Annotated in this window: 15 protein-coding genes; 9 read left to right on the top strand and 6 right to left on the bottom strand. The window is 74.6% G+C overall.

Going from position 1 to position 14,947, the window contains the following annotated elements:
- Positions 1 to 1,518 (top strand): CHAT domain-containing protein (locus IEY96_RS25275; RefSeq protein WP_189197308.1); only part of this gene is annotated, 1,518 nt, incomplete at its 5' end.
- A gap of 18 nt (positions 1,519 to 1,536) precedes the next feature.
- Here the strand turns inward: IEY96_RS25275 and IEY96_RS25270 are convergent.
- The 3 genes from IEY96_RS25270 to abc-f all read right to left on the bottom strand — a co-directional run bounded on the left by IEY96_RS25270 (position 1,537) and on the right by abc-f (position 6,038).
- Complete coding sequence (locus IEY96_RS25270; RefSeq protein ID WP_189197307.1) at positions 1,537 to 3,078, bottom strand: long-chain-fatty-acid--CoA ligase; 1,542 nt, start codon at positions 3,076 to 3,078, stop codon at positions 1,537 to 1,539.
- A gap of 102 nt (positions 3,079 to 3,180) precedes the next feature.
- Positions 3,181 to 4,329 (bottom strand): acyl-CoA dehydrogenase family protein, encoded by a 1,149-nt coding sequence (locus IEY96_RS25265; RefSeq protein ID WP_189197306.1) that lies wholly within the window; start codon positions 4,327 to 4,329, stop codon positions 3,181 to 3,183.
- Positions 4,330 to 4,400: 71 nt separating this feature from the next.
- Positions 4,401 to 6,038, bottom strand: coding sequence for a ribosomal protection-like ABC-F family protein (abc-f, locus tag IEY96_RS25260; protein ID WP_189197305.1), 1,638 nt, complete (start codon positions 6,036 to 6,038; stop codon positions 4,401 to 4,403).
- A gap of 267 nt (positions 6,039 to 6,305) precedes the next feature.
- Here abc-f and IEY96_RS25255 point away from each other — a divergent pair, with 267 nt between their 5' ends.
- Complete coding sequence (locus tag IEY96_RS25255) at positions 6,306 to 7,649, top strand: glycoside hydrolase family 18 protein (RefSeq protein WP_189197304.1); 1,344 nt, start codon at positions 6,306 to 6,308, stop codon at positions 7,647 to 7,649.
- A 25-nt stretch (positions 7,650 to 7,674) separates the two neighbouring features.
- Here IEY96_RS25255 and IEY96_RS25250 read toward each other — a convergent pair whose 3' ends face one another.
- On the bottom strand, positions 7,675 to 8,226 hold the full coding sequence (locus tag IEY96_RS25250) for a DUF5872 domain-containing protein (RefSeq protein WP_189197303.1): 552 nt from the start codon (positions 8,224 to 8,226) through the stop codon (positions 7,675 to 7,677).
- A gap of 83 nt (positions 8,227 to 8,309) precedes the next feature.
- Between IEY96_RS25250 and IEY96_RS25245 the strand changes: the two genes are divergently transcribed.
- Entirely contained in the window at positions 8,310 to 9,104 is a 795-nt protein-coding gene (locus IEY96_RS25245) for a class I SAM-dependent methyltransferase (protein ID WP_189197302.1), read from the top strand.
- Between the two features lie 34 nt (positions 9,105 to 9,138).
- Here the strand turns inward: IEY96_RS25245 and IEY96_RS25240 are convergent, their stop codons facing one another.
- Positions 9,139 to 9,723, bottom strand: coding sequence for a CGNR zinc finger domain-containing protein (locus tag IEY96_RS25240; RefSeq protein ID WP_229791880.1), 585 nt, complete (start codon positions 9,721 to 9,723; stop codon positions 9,139 to 9,141).
- Positions 9,724 to 9,880: 157 nt separating this feature from the next.
- Here IEY96_RS25240 and IEY96_RS25235 point away from each other — a divergent pair, with 157 nt between their 5' ends.
- The 6 genes from IEY96_RS25235 (at position 9,881) to IEY96_RS25210 (ending at position 14,045) form a co-directional block, all read left to right on the top strand.
- Positions 9,881 to 10,891 (top strand): LacI family DNA-binding transcriptional regulator, encoded by a 1,011-nt coding sequence (locus tag IEY96_RS25235; RefSeq protein WP_189197300.1) that lies wholly within the window; start codon positions 9,881 to 9,883, stop codon positions 10,889 to 10,891.
- Between the two features lie 133 nt (positions 10,892 to 11,024).
- Entirely contained in the window at positions 11,025 to 11,471 is a 447-nt protein-coding gene (locus IEY96_RS25230; protein WP_229791879.1) for a YbaB/EbfC family nucleoid-associated protein, read from the top strand.
- Positions 11,468 to 11,794 (top strand): type VII secretion target, encoded by a 327-nt coding sequence (locus IEY96_RS25225; protein ID WP_189197298.1) that lies wholly within the window; start codon positions 11,468 to 11,470, stop codon positions 11,792 to 11,794. Before IEY96_RS25230 ends, IEY96_RS25225 begins: the two co-directional genes overlap by 4 nt.
- Positions 11,791 to 12,492, top strand: coding sequence for a WXG100 family type VII secretion target (locus tag IEY96_RS25220; protein ID WP_189197297.1), 702 nt, complete (start codon positions 11,791 to 11,793; stop codon positions 12,490 to 12,492). Before IEY96_RS25225 ends, IEY96_RS25220 begins: the two co-directional genes overlap by 4 nt.
- A gap of 11 nt (positions 12,493 to 12,503) precedes the next feature.
- Entirely contained in the window at positions 12,504 to 13,322 is an 819-nt protein-coding gene (locus IEY96_RS25215) for a hypothetical protein (RefSeq protein ID WP_189197296.1), read from the top strand.
- Positions 13,323 to 13,355: 33 nt separating this feature from the next.
- Complete coding sequence (locus IEY96_RS25210; RefSeq protein ID WP_189197295.1) at positions 13,356 to 14,045, top strand: hypothetical protein; 690 nt, start codon at positions 13,356 to 13,358, stop codon at positions 14,043 to 14,045.
- Here IEY96_RS25210 and IEY96_RS25205 read toward each other — a convergent pair.
- Positions 14,035 to 14,901, bottom strand: a complete 867-nt coding sequence (locus tag IEY96_RS25205; protein ID WP_189197294.1) for a hypothetical protein — start codon at positions 14,899 to 14,901, stop codon at positions 14,035 to 14,037. The two genes, IEY96_RS25210 and IEY96_RS25205, sit on opposite strands and share 11 nt — an antisense overlap.
- Positions 14,902 to 14,947: the final 46 nt, after the last annotated feature.

Here is a 14,947-nt window from a genome sequence, read left to right as displayed (position 1 = left end):
GTCGCCGCGCTGGGGGGCGTGACCGCCGAGGCCGCCGCCGCCGCGATCGGGGCGGACGACGCCGACGGCGCCGTCGAACTTCTGGAACGCGGCCGGGGTCTGCTGTTCCACGAGGCCCTGGGCATCCGCGGTGGCCGGGTGGAGCTGCGCGCGGTCGACGCCGGGCTCGCCGCGGAACTCGACCGGATCGACCGGGAACTGGCGGAGGCGGACGCCTACACGCAGGTCCGGAAGTTCACCATCGAGGTGGAACGCCGGACGGGGTCGGGCGAGGTGGTCGCCAGCTCCACCAGGGACTGGGATCCACGACCGGTCTGGCTGGCCCGGACCCGGCAGCTCGCCGCGGAACGGGACCGGGTGGTCGAGCGGATCCGCCGGCTGCCGGGGTTCGGCCACTTCCTCCGGCCGCCGTCGATGCCGCTGCTGCGGCAGCGGCTGGCCGGGATGCCGGTCGTCGTCGTCACCACGCACGGCGACCGGGGCGACGCCCTGCTCGTCCCGCCGGACCCGGACCGGCCGGTGCGGCCAGTGCGCCTGCCCGACCTGCGCGCGGTCACGGTCCAGCGGAGCGTCACCCGCTGGTACGCGGCGGTGGCCGAGTCGACCGATCCGGCGGTGCCGTTCGACCGGCGCGCCGCCGCCCAGGAGGAGTTGCATCGCATCCTGGCGTGGCTGTGGGGCGCCGTCGCCGGGCCGGTGCTCGACCTGCTGGCCCCCGTGGACGACCCGCCGCCGCGGATCTGGTGGTGCCCGGTCGGCGCGCTGGCCCGGCTCCCGCTGCACGCGGCAGGTCACCACCGCGAGCCGGGCGGCCGCCGTACCGTCCTCGATCGCGCGGTGTCGTCCTGGACGCCGACCCTCACGTCCCTGGCCCACGCGGCGGCGGACCGGCCGCCCCGGCCGGCGGCCGCCACGGCCGCCGTCGTCGGCGTACCGACCGCGCGGGACCTGCCGGCACTGTCCCAGGTACGCGCCGAGGTCGAGCAGGTGGCCGGGTTGATGCCCGGCTCGACGGTGCTGACCGGCACCGAGGTGGCGGCCGACGCGGTGGCGGACGCGCTGCGGGAGCACCCGATCGCGCACTTCGCCTGCCACGGCGAGGCGGACGCCGGCGTCGCCGCCATGCTGACCAGCGGGCTGCGTCTCGGCGCCGGCGGCACGCTCAGCCCGCACCTGGTGGGCTCCTACCAGCTGGAGCGGGCCGAACTGGCCTTCCTGTCCGCGTGCGGCTCCGCCGAGACGCACCCCCGGTTCACGGACGAGCCGCTGCACCTGGCGGCGGCGTTCCAGCTCGCCGGTTTCCGGGGGGTGATCGGCACGACGTGGCGGACCCCGGACAGCGCGCGGATCGCGGCGTCGTTCTACGCCGGGCTGACGAACGACGGCACCCGCCCGCCGGACACCGCCGCGGCGGCCCGGGTGCTCGCCGACACGGTGCGGGCCGTCCGCGACGAGTTCCCGGCGACGCCGACCCGGTGGGCCGGCCACCTCCACGTCGGACTGAACCGGCCGCTGTGAGCGGCCCGGCCGCCGCCGTCAGTCCACCGGCGGCGCCAGCGTGCGGCGCAGTTCCCGCTTGAGCACCTTGTGGCTCGGCCCGATCGGCAGCGCGTCGACGTACCGGACCTGGCGCGGGTACTTGTGGCGGCCCAGGTGCTCGCGGCACCAGTCGATCAGCTCCTGCTCGGCCGGCAGGCCGGGGCCGCCCGGGTCGGGCACCACCACCGCGCAGACCTCCTCGCCGTGCCGGGGGTCGGGCACGCCGATCACCGCCACCTGGCCGACCGCCGGGTGCCGGGCCAGGACCTCCTCGACCTCGCGCGGGTAGACGTTGAAGCCGCCCCGGATGATCATGTCCTTCTTGCGGTCCACGATGGTGATGAAGCCGTCGGCGTCCTTGCGCCCCAGGTCGCCGCTGCGGAACCAGCCGTCGACCACCGCCTCCGCGGTCGCCTCGGGCCGACCCAGGTAGCCGGCGAAGACGTTGTGCCCGCGGATGACGATCTCGCCGAGCTCGCCGGTCGGCAGCAGCTCGATCCGGTCGTCCAGGTCGGCGCGGGCGATCTCCACCTCCACGCCCCAGACCGGGTGCCCGATGGTGCCGGGGCGGGTACCGAAGTGCGGCTGGTTGGTCGTCGCCGTCGGCGAGGTCTCGGACAGCCCGTAACCCTCGAAGATCGTGGTGTGGAAGGCGGCGTGGAACCGCTCCAGCACGGCGACCGGCAGCGACGCCCCGCCGGAGACGCAGAGCCGCAGCCGGGGCAGGGCGGTCCGCTCCCGGGCGGCGTCGAGCAGCGCCACGTACATGGTCGGCACGCCGTGGAAGACGTTCACCCCCTCGCTCAGCATCAGGTCGATGGCGGCCGGCCCGGTGAACCGGCTCAGCAGCACCAGGGTCGCGCCGACGCGGAAGGTGCCGTTCATCGCCACGGTCTGGCCGAAGCTGTGGAACAGCGGCAGGCAGCCGAGCACCACGTCGGTGGAGCGGGCGTCGTTGGCGTCGAAGACGTTGACGGTGGCGTTCATGACCAGGTTGAGGTGGGTGAGCAGGGCGCCCTTGGGCACGCCGGTGGTGCCGCTGGTGTAGAGCACCACCGCGGTGTCCTCCGCCTGGCGGGTGACGTACGACGGCAGCGCCGGCAGCGGCCCGCTCACCTCCTCCAGGCGGGACGCACCGGCGCCGGCCGGCCCGACGGTGACCAGCGGGACGCCCGCCGCCGCCGCGGCGGCGGCGCCCAGGGCGAGCTGCGAGCCGTGGCAGACCAGCAGCTTCGCGCCGCTGTCGCGGAGCACGTGCACCGCCTCGTCGACGGTCAGCAGCAGGTGCACGGGCACCAGCACCGCCCCGGCGGCGAGGGCGCCGTAGTAGACCCGGGGGAAGTCGACCACGTTCGGGGCCAGCAGGGCCACCGGGTCGCCCGGGGCGACGCCCAGTTCCCGCAGCCCGGCGGCGTAGCCGCGGGCCTGCCGCCACAGCTCGGCGTACGTGACCCGGCTGTCGCCGTCGACCACGGCCACCGTGTCCGGGTGCCGCCGGGCGGCCTCGGCCAGCACCATGGCCAGCGACAGCGCCGTCATCGGGCCACGCTCCGGAGTGGCCGGCGGCCCGTCGCGGTCGACTCCTCGATGCAGGCGTAGCTCCTCATGCCGGATGCCCTCCCGGGTCGGTGTGGTGGCGGATCAGAAGGCGTTGACGCCGGTGAGCGCGCGTCCGATGAGCAGTTGCTGGATCTGGCTGGTGCCCTCGTAGAGGGTCGCGACGCGGGCGTCGCGCAGGTACTTGCCGACCGGGAACTCGTCGATGTAGCCGTACCCGCCGAAGACCTGGACGGCCTTGTCGGCCGCGCGGACGGCGGCCTCGCTGGCGAAGAGCTTGGCCATCGAGGCCTCGGTGGCGAACGGCTCGCCGCGGTCGACGAGGTCGGCCACCCGCCACACCAGCAGCCGGGCGGCGGCGGTGTCGACGGCGATGCCGGCGATCAGCTGCTGCACGAGCTGGTGCCCGGCGATGGGCTTGCCGAACTGGACGCGCTGCCCGGCGTAGCCGACCGCGGCGTCCAGGCAGCCCTGCGCGATGCCGACGCAGCCGGCGGCCACCGACATCCGGCCCTTGGCCAGGGTGGCCAGGGCCAGCCGGAAGCCCCCGCCCTCCGGGCCGAGGCGCGCCGAGTCGGGCACCCGGACGGCGTCGAACCGGAGTTCCCCGGTGGCCTGCCCGCGCAGGCCGAGCTTGCCGTGGATCTCCCGCCGGGTGAGCCCGGCGGCCCCGGTGGGCACCAGGAACGCGGTGATGCCCCGGTGCCCCGGGCCGCCGGTGCGGGCGAACACCAGGGCCACGTCGGCGGTGGTGCCGTTGGTGATGAACGTCTTCGTGCCGGTGACCAGCCAGTCGCCGCCGTCGCGGACCGCCCGGGTGCGCAGCGCGGCCGCGTCCGAGCCGCTGTCCGGTTCGGTGAGGGCGAAGCAGCCCAGTGCCTCGCCGGAACAGAGCCGGGGCAGCCACTCGGCCCGCTGTGCCGCCGAGCCGTACGCGGCCACGGACTTGGCCACCAGCCCGAGCGACACCGAGACGATGCCCCGGACGGCGGAGTCGCCCCGGCCCAGCTCCTCCAGCACCAGGCAGTAGGTGAGGTGGTCGCCGCCGGACCCGCCGTCCTCCTCGGGCACGGTGAGCCCGAGGAAGCCGAGCCGGCCGAGCTTCCCGACGACGTCGGGGTCGACCTCCTCCCGCCGGTCCCAGGCCGCCGCGTGCGGCGCCACCTCCCGGTCGACGAACTCGGCGGCGAGCCGCCGGGCCGCCACCTGCTCGGCGGAGAGCTGAAGGTCCATGCGGCATAAACTAGCGGTGCAAGTTTAAGTGCGTCCAGACCCCTCCTCCGCCGAGACCGCGGCGGGACGGCTCAGGCCAGTTCGGGTGCGGGCACCTCACGGAGGCGGCCGTCGTCGAGGCGGAGCCACCGCCGCACGCCGATCTCGGCGAGGAACCGCTCGTCGTGGCTCACCACCACGAACGCTCCCCGGTACGCGCCCAGTGCGTTCTCCAACTGGCCCGCGCTGACCAGGTCGAGGTTGTTCGTCGGCTCGTCCAGCAGCAGCAGGTGGGGCGCCGGCTGCGCGTACAGGACACAGGCGAGGGTGGCCCGCAACCGTTCGCCGCCGGACAGCACGCCGACCGGCAGGTGGGCGCGCGCGCCGCGGAAGAGGAACCGGGCCAGCAGGTTCATCCGCTCGGCCGGCGGCCGGTCCGGGGCGTACGCGGCGAAGTTCTCCGCCACCGTCCGGTCCGGATCGAGCAGGTCCAGCCGCTGCGACAGGTACGCGACCCGGCCCTCGCCCCGGCGCACCTCCCCGCCCTCGGGGTCGAGGTCGCCCCGCAGCAGCCGGAGCAGGGTGGACTTGCCGGCGCCGTTGGGGCCGGTCAGGGCGATCCGCTCCGGCCCCCGGATACTCAGGTCGACACCCGCCCCGGCGAAGACGGCGCGGTCGTCGTGGTGGACCTGCATCCGCTCCCCCGCCACGACCGTCCGGCCGGCCGGGACGGTGGTCTCCGGCAGGTCCAGGGTCAGCGTCTGGTCCTCGCGCAGCGCCCGGCTGGCCTCGTCGAGCCGGGACTGGGCCTCACTCACCCGGTTGGCGTGCGTCTGCCGGGACCGGCCGGCCGACTCCTGGGCGCTGCGCTTGAGCCCGCCGGCGACGATCCGGGCCAGGCCGGCGCTGTCGAGGTTGCGGGCGGCGTTGCCGGCGCGCCGTTCGGCCCGCTCCCGGGCCTGCTGCATCTCGCGCTTCTCCCGCTTCACCTCCTGTTCGGCGCCGCGCACGTTGCGCTCGGCCGCCTCCCGGGCCGCCCGGGTGGCCTCCTCGTACGCGGTGAAGTTACCGCCGAACAGGCGCACCTCCCCGCGGTCGAGTTCGGCGATGCGGTCCATCCGGTCCAGCAGGGCCCGGTCGTGGCTGACCAGCAGCAGGCAGCCGGACCACTCCTGGAGCACCGCGTACAGCCGGTGCCGCGCCTCGAGGTCCAGGTTGTTCGTCGGCTCGTCGAGCAGCAGCACGTCGGGGCGGCGGAGCAGTTGCGCGGCGAGGCCGAGGGAGACCACCTGCCCGCCGCTGAGCGTGGCCAGCCGCCGGTCGAGCGCGACGTCCCCCAGGCCGAGCCGGTCGAGTTCGGCCCGGCTGCGCTCCTCCACGTCCCAGTCGTCGCCGACGGTGGTGAAGTGCTCCTCGGCGGCGTCACCGGCCTCGATGGCGTGCAGCGCCCGGAGCACCGCGTCGACGCCCAGCACCTGGGCCACGGTGAGATCGCCGGCCAGCGGAAGGTTCTGGGGCAGGTAGCCGAGCACGCCGTCCACCGTCACGGCGCCGCCGGTGGGGTTGAGGTCGCCGGCGATCAGCCGCAACAGGGTGGTCTTGCCGGCGCCGTTCGGCGCGACCAGGCCGGTGCGGCCGGGCGGCACGGTGAAGGACAGGTCCTGGAAGACCGGGGTGTCGTCCGGCCAGGAGAAGGAGAGGTTGCTGCAGACGACGCAGGCGTCGGACATCGGAGAGACCTCACGGTTGAGCCGGGCAGGGCACGGCTGCCCGGATGACGAGACAGGGATGCGACGAGGTGGGCCGGGAATCACCCGGAGATGTCGTCGTCGCCCGTCATGTCGGTCTCCTTCGAGTCGAAGCGCGGTCTCTCGGCGCGCGCCCGACCAGCCTAGCAACTCCGCGCGGCGCTCTTGACCGCGAATGGCGGGCGGCTTAGCTTCATCGATCAGAAAGGTCTCTTAACTGATCCCGCTCCGTCCGCCGTGGGAGTGCCGATGCGACCGTTCCGCCACCGCCGCCTCACCGCCCTCGCCGCCCTGTCGACCCTGCTGGTCACGGCCGCCCCACCGAGCGGCGCGAGCGCCGCGGACGGCTCGCCCCGCCGGGCCGGCTACCACCGGGTCGGGTACTTCACCCAGTGGGGCATCTACGGCCGGGCCTTCCCGGTCCGGAAGCTCGACACCTCCGGGGCGGCCAGCCGCCTCACCCACGTCAACTACGCCTTCGGCAACGTCAGCGAGGACGGACGCTGCTACGTGGACGGCGGACCGGGTGAGGGGGACGCCTGGGCCGACTACCAGCGCCCCGTGCCGGCGGAGGAGAGCGTCGACGGCGTGGCCGACGCCTGGGGCGAGCCGCTCAACGGCAACTTCGGCCAGCTGGCGAAGCTCAAGGCCCGGCACCCCGACCTGAAGGTGATGATCTCGCTGGGTGGCTGGAGCTGGTCGACCTACTTCTCCAACGCCGCGCGCACCGACGCGTCCCGCCGGGCGTTCGTCGCCTCCTGCATCGACCTCTACCTGAAGGGCAACCTCCCGGTGCTCGACGGCGGCAGCGGCGGCCCAGGCGCCGCCGCGGGCGTCTTCGACGGCATCGACCTCGACTGGGAGTGGCCGAACTGGCCGGGCGAGCCGGGCAACGTGGTCCGCGCCGAGGACCGGGAGAACTTCACCAAGCTGCTCGCCGAGTTCCGCCAGCAGCTCGACGCGTACGGCCGGCAGGCCCGGAAGCACTACGCGCTGACCGCGTTCCTGCCGGCCAACCCGGCGGCCATGGACGCCGGGTACGAGGGCCGGAAGATCTTCCGGTACCTGGACTTCGCCACGGTGCAGGGGTACGACTTCCACGGTTCCTGGGATGCGGTGACCAACCAGCAGTCCGCGCTGCGCGTGCCGGCGGGCGCGCCGGACAGCCCGGACTTCTCCGCCGAGGTGGCCGTCGACGGCTGGCTCGCCCGGGGCGCGCCGCGCGGGAAGCTGGTCCTGGGCATCCCGTACTACGGTCGCGGCTGGACCGGCGTCACCGGGGGCGGGGACGGGCTGTTCCAGCCCGCGGCCGGGCCCGCGCCGGCCACCTTCGAGGCCGGCTCCGAGGACTACAAGCAGCTCAAGACCCTGCCCAGCAAGGGCTTCACCGTCCACCGCGACCTGCGCGCCGGGCACGCCTGGCTGTTCGACGGCACGACCCTCTGGACGTACGACGACCCGGCCGTCGTGTTCCAGAAGACGCTCTACATCCGGCGCGCCGGCCTGGCCGGGGCGATGGTCTGGTCGCTGGACGGCGACGACGACAACGCCACGCTGACCCGGACGATCAGCGTGGGCCTCGCGACGCCGTAGCGGCCCGTCCGGCGGGCCACCACCGTCACCGCCGGGCCAGCTCCGACTCAAGCCGCTGGACGAGCGTCTTGCGGTCCTTGCCGTCGCGCTCGCGCCGCAGCGCGGAGCGGAGCTGCCGCGTGTCCAGGCCCCGGACCAGCTTGACCGCCTCGGTGACCGGCAGGTCCGACAGCTGCCCGGCCGCCGTGGCGTCCCGGCGGGCGCGCTTCGCCGGGCCAGTGTTGGCCACGTACTGCCGCCCGGACCGGGACGCCTGCCGCTTCTTCGTGTCGGTGTCGCGCCGTTGCTCCTCCGAAAGCTGCTGCCAGGCCCGTTTGGGCAGGTAACGAGCGGTTTCGCCGTTCCGGCGCGCCCGGGTGGAGCCGGACCTGGTCTGCCAGTCCTCGGCGCCCCACCGCTGCAGCGACCGCTGCCGCTGGTCCCTGGGCCCCTCGAAGCCGCCACCGCGCTTCTTGTACTCGTTGGTGAGCAGCTGCGACTTGCGGGCCGACCACTGCCCCGGTCGGCCGCCCTTGTCGGACGCCTTGATCTCCTCCTTGAGCTGTTCCCTGAGCTCGGGTTTCGTGTACCTGGCCATGCGGGAGGCGTTCCCGGAACCGCGAGGCACATGCGTCCGGCCGGCCGAACCGGCGCCGGCTCCGGCGGCCGTATCCTCCCGGAATGGCGAAGCCGGTCTGGGCCGACGGTGCGGCCTACGAGGCGTACGTGGGCCGGTGGAGCCGGCTGGTGGCGCGCGACTTCGTGCGCCGGCTGGCGCTCCCGCCCGGCCTGCGCTGGCTCGACGTGGGCTGCGGCACCGGCGCGCTGACCGCGACCGTGCTGGCCGAGGCGGATCCGGCGCAGGTCACCGGCATCGACCCCGCGGCGGGATTCCTGGCCCACGCCCGCGACCAGGTCGACGACCCGCGGGCCGCCTTCGAGATCGGTGACGCCCGGGCGCTGCCGGTGGGCGACGCCGGCGTGGACGTCGTGGTGAGCGGGTTGGCGCTCAACTTCGTGCCCGACCCGGCGCGGGCGGTGGCCGAGTTCGCCCGGGTCCTCCGGCCCGGTGGCGTGGCGGCCGCGTACGTCTGGGACTACGCCGAGGGCATGGCCATGATGCGCCACTTCTGGGCGGCGGCCGAGGCGCTCGATCCGGCGGTGGCGGAACTGTCCGAGGGGCGCCGGTTCCCGCTGTGCCGCCCCGAGGCGCTGCGTGCCCTGTGGACGGACGCCGGGTTCACGGCGGTGGCCGTCGAGCCCGTGGTCGTGCCCACGGTGTTCGCCGACGTCGACGCGTACTGGGCGCCGTTCCTCGGTGGCCAGGGCGCGGCGCCGGCTTACGTGGCGTCCCTGACCGAGCCGGACCGGGCGGCCCTGCGCGACCTGCTCGTCGCCCGCCTGCCGGTCGAGGCGGACGGGTCCGTCCGGCTCACCGCCCGGGCCTGGTCGGTACGCGGCACCGCACCGTCGTGATCGCGCCCGCCGGGCGCGGGGACCGGCTGCCGGGTCAGCGGTCCGGGCCGGTGTCCGGCGCCCGGGACCGACGGCCACGCCGGACGGCGTAGGCCCGGCGCATCTTCACGTAGTTGCCGCAGCCGGCCATGGAACACCAGCGGCGGGCCTGGTTGCGCGAGGCGTCGTAGTAGGCCCACCGGCAGGTGTCCCGGTCGCACACCTTGAGCCGGGTCCACACCTGGTCCTGCGCGCACTGCCGGATCGCGTCGACCAGGGCGGCCAGCGCCACGTCGAGCGGGGTGGACCGGGCGGGGACGAGGCGCGGCCCGCCGTCCGCGAGCGTCATCCGCACGGGCGCCGCGGCCAGGGCCTCGTCGAGTCGTCGCAGCGCCCCGGGGTCGGCGGGATGGCCGGCGTGACCGAGCAGCACCGCGCGCAGGCCCTCGCGGACCGTGCGAGCTGTGGCGAGGTCCGCCGGGCCCAGCCGCGCGTCGGCGGGGATCACGCCCCGCTCGGCGAGCCAGTCCCGCAGCGCGTCCGGCGTGGCCAGCGACTCCTCGTCGACCTGCGGCTCGAAGGTGTTGACGAAGTCGCGCACCAGTCGCACGGCGGCCGGCACCGGTCGCTCGTCGCCCACCCTCGCCCTCCTCGCGTCCACACCAGCGTAATGCCTTGACCGGTGTAGCCGCCTCTGGGATCGTCCGGTGTGTACACCAGCGAAAGCGGTTGGCCGGTGTGAGAAGCGGACCGCCCGGGTTCCGTCGCCGGCCCGCGGCGAGGCGGGAGGACGGATCGTGGCCACCACGCTCAGGGACGTGGCGCGGCACGCCCGCGTGTCGGTGAAGACCGTCTCGAACGTCATCAACGACCACCCGCACGTCAGCGACGAACTGCGCCGCCGGGTGCGGGAGGCCGTCCGGGCGCTCGGCTACCGGCCCAACCTCGCGGCCCGCACCCTGCGCACCGGCCGCACCGGTTTGCTCGCGCTGGTCGTTCCCGACGTCGAGGCACCCGGCCTGCACGGGTTGGCACGGGAGGTCGTCCGCGCGGCGACGCGTCAGGGCTTCCGGGTCGTCGTCGAGCCGCACGGACCCGACACCGGGCCGCCCGCGCCACCGGCGCGGGCCGGCGGCCCGCCGGGCGTCGACGCCGTCCTCCTCGTCACCGACGTGGTGCCGCCGGGCCTGATCGACGCCCACCTCGGCACCGGCACTCCCCTGGTCCTGCTCGGCGAGAGCCGGGACCCACGCTGCGACCGGGTCGCGCTCGACGGCGCCCGGGCCGCCACGGACGCCACCGAGCACCTGGTGGACACCGGACGGCGACGGATCGCCGCCATCGGCGCCCGGCCCGGTGAGGCCACCGGACCGGCGCAGCCGCGCACCCTCGGCTACCAGCGGGCGGTTCGCCGGGCCGGACTCGACCTGCCCGCCGGCTACCTGCGCACCACCGCCCAGCACCGGTACGAGGACGGCTATCGGGCCGCCCGCCGGCTGTTCGCCCACGAGCACCGCCCGGACGCCGTCTTCTGCTACTCCGACCGGCTCGCCATCGGCGTCCTGCGGGCCGCCGCCGACGCCGGGCTGCGGGTGCCCGCGGACGTGGCGGTGATCGGGATCGGTGACAGCGCGGAGGGCCGCTACTCGCGACCGACGCTGACCTCGGTCTCGGCCGACCCCGCGTTCCTCGCCCGGACGGCGGTCGCCCTGGCCGTCGCCCGGTTCGACCACCCGGACGCCCCACCCGCCCGGATCACCGCCCCGCACGCGATCCTGCCCCGGGAGAGCACCCGTCCCGCCGGTTGACGGCGCGACGGTCCACACCGGCATCGCGGCGCCTCCCGGACGTGAAACGGTGTTCTACAATCGACGCCGCCCTGCGAGGTGCTGCCGATCAGCAGTCTCCACGGGATCCGGGCCTACTCGGGGGAGGCGCATGGTGAGCGGGGCTCTGGGCGGCGGCGGTGTGCTGGATCCGGACGGCGCCATGGACCGGATGCGGGCCTGGAAGGGCCGCATCGACAAGCTCGCCGCCGACACCAAGGTGATGAGTGACCGCCTGCAGGAGCTGCGGGTCACGGTCGAGGACGACAACGGGCTGGCCGAAGTCACGGTCGACTCCAGCGGCGCGCTGCTGGACCTGCGCCTGGGCCGCCAGATCCAGCGGGTCTCCCCCGAGGTGGTGGCCGAGGCCGTCATGGCGGCGATCCGGCGGGCGAAGGGGCAGCTCGCCGAGCGGTCACAGGAGATCATCGCGGAGACCGTCGGCACCGACTCGGCGGCCGCGCGGGCGATCGCCGAGCGGGTGCACCGGCAGCTGCGCCCCGACCCGGAGCCCGGTTGGGGCGAGCCCGGCTCGTACGACGGCCACGGCTGGCGGCGATGAGCGGCCCGGCCGGCTGGGTGGCCGACACCGAGCAGATCCGGGCCCACGCCGCGTACATCGACGCGTTGCGCGCGCGGTTCGACGCGGTCCGCGGCGCCAGCGCGCACATCGCCCAGGACGACCGAGCGTACGGGCTGCTCTGCGGGTGGATCTCGGGGATCCTGGAGGACCGGCACACCCGCCAGGACGAGCTGGTCGCGTACGTCGACGAGAACCTCAGGCTGGTCGCGGACGGGCTGCGCCGCACCGCCGACAACTACGACAACGTGGACGGTGACGCGGCGAGCTCGATGAGCGCGATCAGCCGGCGGTTGCGGGCATGACCGACGAGTCACTGGTCGCCGACGTCCGGTCCACCCGTGAGGTGTGGACGGGGTCGTCACTGGCCGACGGCGTCGAGGGCCTGGTCGACGCGATCCGCAGCGAGGGCTGGGTCGACGACCTGCTCGCCGGGGCGTCGTTCGGGCTGGACGTCGCCGCCACGGTGCTGGACCCGTTCAGCGCGTTGCTGGCCAACGGCCTCGGCTGGGCGATGGAGTACTTCGAACCGCTGCGGGAGATGCTCGACTGGCTGACCGGCATGCCCGACGTGGTCGCGTCGCACGCGGCGACCTGGGACAACATGGCCGGCCACCTGCAGCGGATGGCGGCCGACCTGCAGGCGCACCTGGCCGGCGACCTGCCGGACTGGCGTGGGCACGCCGCCGAGGCGTACCAGTCGCTGATGAAGAACAACGTCGACGCGATCGCCGGCCTGGGCGGCGCGTCGGCGGCGATGGCCGCCGCCACCCAGGCCGCCGGGAACCTGGTCTCGTTCACCCGCGACATCGTCCGTGACCTCATCACGGACCTCGTCGCCCGCGTCATCGTCTGGGCGGTCGAGGCGATCTTCGTGGTCACCATCCCGGTGATCGCCGCGCAGATCACCGCCGCCGTGCTGAAGTGGGCGGGCCGGATCCTGAGCTACACCACGGCGCTCGTCACCAGCCTCACCAACCTGTCCAAGCTCATCAACGGCTGACCGGGGGGATCGTGGCGAAGCCCAAGGGACCGCACGGCGGCACCGGTGACGGCGGCGACGGCGGTGAGGTCGGCGACGGCGGTGTGCCCCGGCAGCGGAGCGGCGGCCAGCACGGCAGGCCCACCACGGTCGCCGAGAGCCACCGGGCCATCGCCGAGGCGGCGGAGAGCGGCCGGCCCGGCGGACCCCGGTCCACCGACGGCAGGCCCGGCGGGTCCGAGGGGGACACCGGGTCCCCGCGCCCGCAGAACGACCCGGAGCTGGGCAAGCACGACGAGCAGACCCTGGAGGAGATCGCCAAGGCGCGCCAGCAAATCGCCGGCCAACTCCAGGACATGGCCGACGACGCGTGGGACCACGTCGACCAGAACCGGGACTCGATCCTCCAGCAGGACGGCTACCAGCGGCAGCGGGACAAGCTCATCGAGAAGGGCTACCCCGAGGACGTGGCGGACCTGATCGTGGAGCGTACGGCGCTGGGCACCGAGTCCCACCGTCACCTCGCCAACGCGATCGACAGCGAGGCGACCACCATGCTCGACCCGGAGACGGGCTTCCGGCTGCGCACCGAGGTCGGCTACGACGCCCAGGGAGTCGAGACACCGAAGGTGAAGGACCAGGACTTCCGGCCGGACGTCATCCTCGAGCGCCAGTACAAGGACCCGGTGACCGACGAGACCGACTGGGAGGTCGCGCACGCCTACGACCTCAAGACCGGCCTGAAGACCGGCATCGAGCCGAGCTGGGCCAACAAGGTGCAGCGGGTACTGGACCTGCCCGAGCCACCGGAGGAGCTACGGCCGACGCAGCGGCCGCTGAGCGTAGACTGACCGCGCCCGGCCACCGACCCGCGAAAGGTGCGTATGTCCTCTGCTGACACGGCGCGGCGGTGGCGGCACGTCCTCACCGAGCTGCGGCCCGACCTGCCGGGAGACTGGTCCCTGCGGGGCACCGGCCTCGACACGGTGCTGGTACGCGAGCCGCTGGACTGGGCGCTGGCCTGGATCGGCTACTCGGGTTCGCCCACCCGGCCCGTCGGCTGGGTCGCCGCCGGGGTGCAGCCGCTGGTGGCGCCCTTCACCAGCTGGATCATGACCTACGGCGTCCGGACCGACGAGGTCCGGTCGGGACCGCCGACGGTCGACCTGTCCGCCGACGAGGCGGTGGACCAGGCGCGGCGGTTCGTGCTGGACGCCGGCCTCGCGAAGATCGACAGCTGGCCCGCCGAGCGCCTCGCCGACGTGGCCGAGCGGGATTTCGCCCAGGATCCGCGCCGGCGCCGCACGCACTGGCACCAGCTGCCCGGATGGCGGGTGGTGAACGGCACGGGCTCCCCGGTCGAGCCGGCCACCCAGCTCGTCGAGCTGTGCCGCGAACGGGCCGCCGGGACCTCCGGCACGGGCGCCCGGCAGCTGGCGGAGCAGGCCACGTTCCACGAGCGGCTCGTGCGGGCCTGGCAGGACGGGGAACGGGAGGCGGCGCTGGAGTTCCTGACCGGCCGGCGGGATGAGGCGCTGGCGGCCCGGAAGCTCGACCAGGCGCTCACCCCGTAGGCGGGTCCAGCCGCGCCACGACCGGTGCCAGCGCCTCGGGCAACCGCACCTGCACGGCTCCGCCGGACTCCCCCGGCACGACGCGCACCGGGTGGAACTCGCCGTCGCGCCACCAGAAGACCTGGTCGGAGCAGGGATCGGCGGCGGCCTCGAACATGGACCCGGCCAGGCGGTGCAGTGCCACGGCGCCGTCCCGCAGGCCCTGGTCCACCCGGTGCAGCAGCACCGCGCTGTACTGCGGCGCCGCGACCAGCGCGCCGTGGTCGGCGCCGTCGGGCAGGAACCGCTTGACCGACATGAGGGCGGTCGTCACGAACGGGTTGCCGTCGGCGGCGAGCAGGCGCACCGACCCGCCGGTGGGCAGCTCGTGGTCCCGTACGTCGAGAGTGGTCAGTTCGCGCTCCACGGTCTGCCGCACGGCGATGCGCACCAGCTCGGCGGGTTCGCGGTCCAGCCGCGCGGCCTGGGCGAGGGTCAGCAGGTCCAGCCGCCCGGGTCGGTTCACCACCACCACCGCGGTGAAGTGCGTGCCGAACGGCATGGCCAGATAGCTGTCGGTCGCCGCGGCGTCGGCCGCCGGGGTGAGTCGGAGCCGGAGCTGCGCGACGTCGACCGGCCCGAGGTCGGTGGAGACGCTGTCCGGCAGCTCCCGGCGGACCGCCGCGACCCAGTCGGCCACCAGCTGGGGCCACGCCTGCCGGGGCTGGTCCACGCAGCTGCGCAGCAACGGGACCAGGGAGACCCGGGCGCGACCACCGGGCACGGCGACGACGATCTCGTCGCGGTCCGGCGCGACGCGTGCTCCGGGCAGGCGGGTCGGCAGCGCGTCCTCGACCAGAGCGCGGACGTTGCCCATCAGGTCTCCGTTCTGCGACGACGCCACGCTGCATTCATACCATCGG

Source organism: Micromonospora fulviviridis (assembly GCF_014648395.1).
Taxonomy (GTDB): domain Bacteria; phylum Actinomycetota; class Actinomycetes; order Mycobacteriales; family Micromonosporaceae; genus Micromonospora; species Micromonospora fulviviridis.
This window is presented reverse-complemented; position numbering and strand designations above follow the sequence as displayed.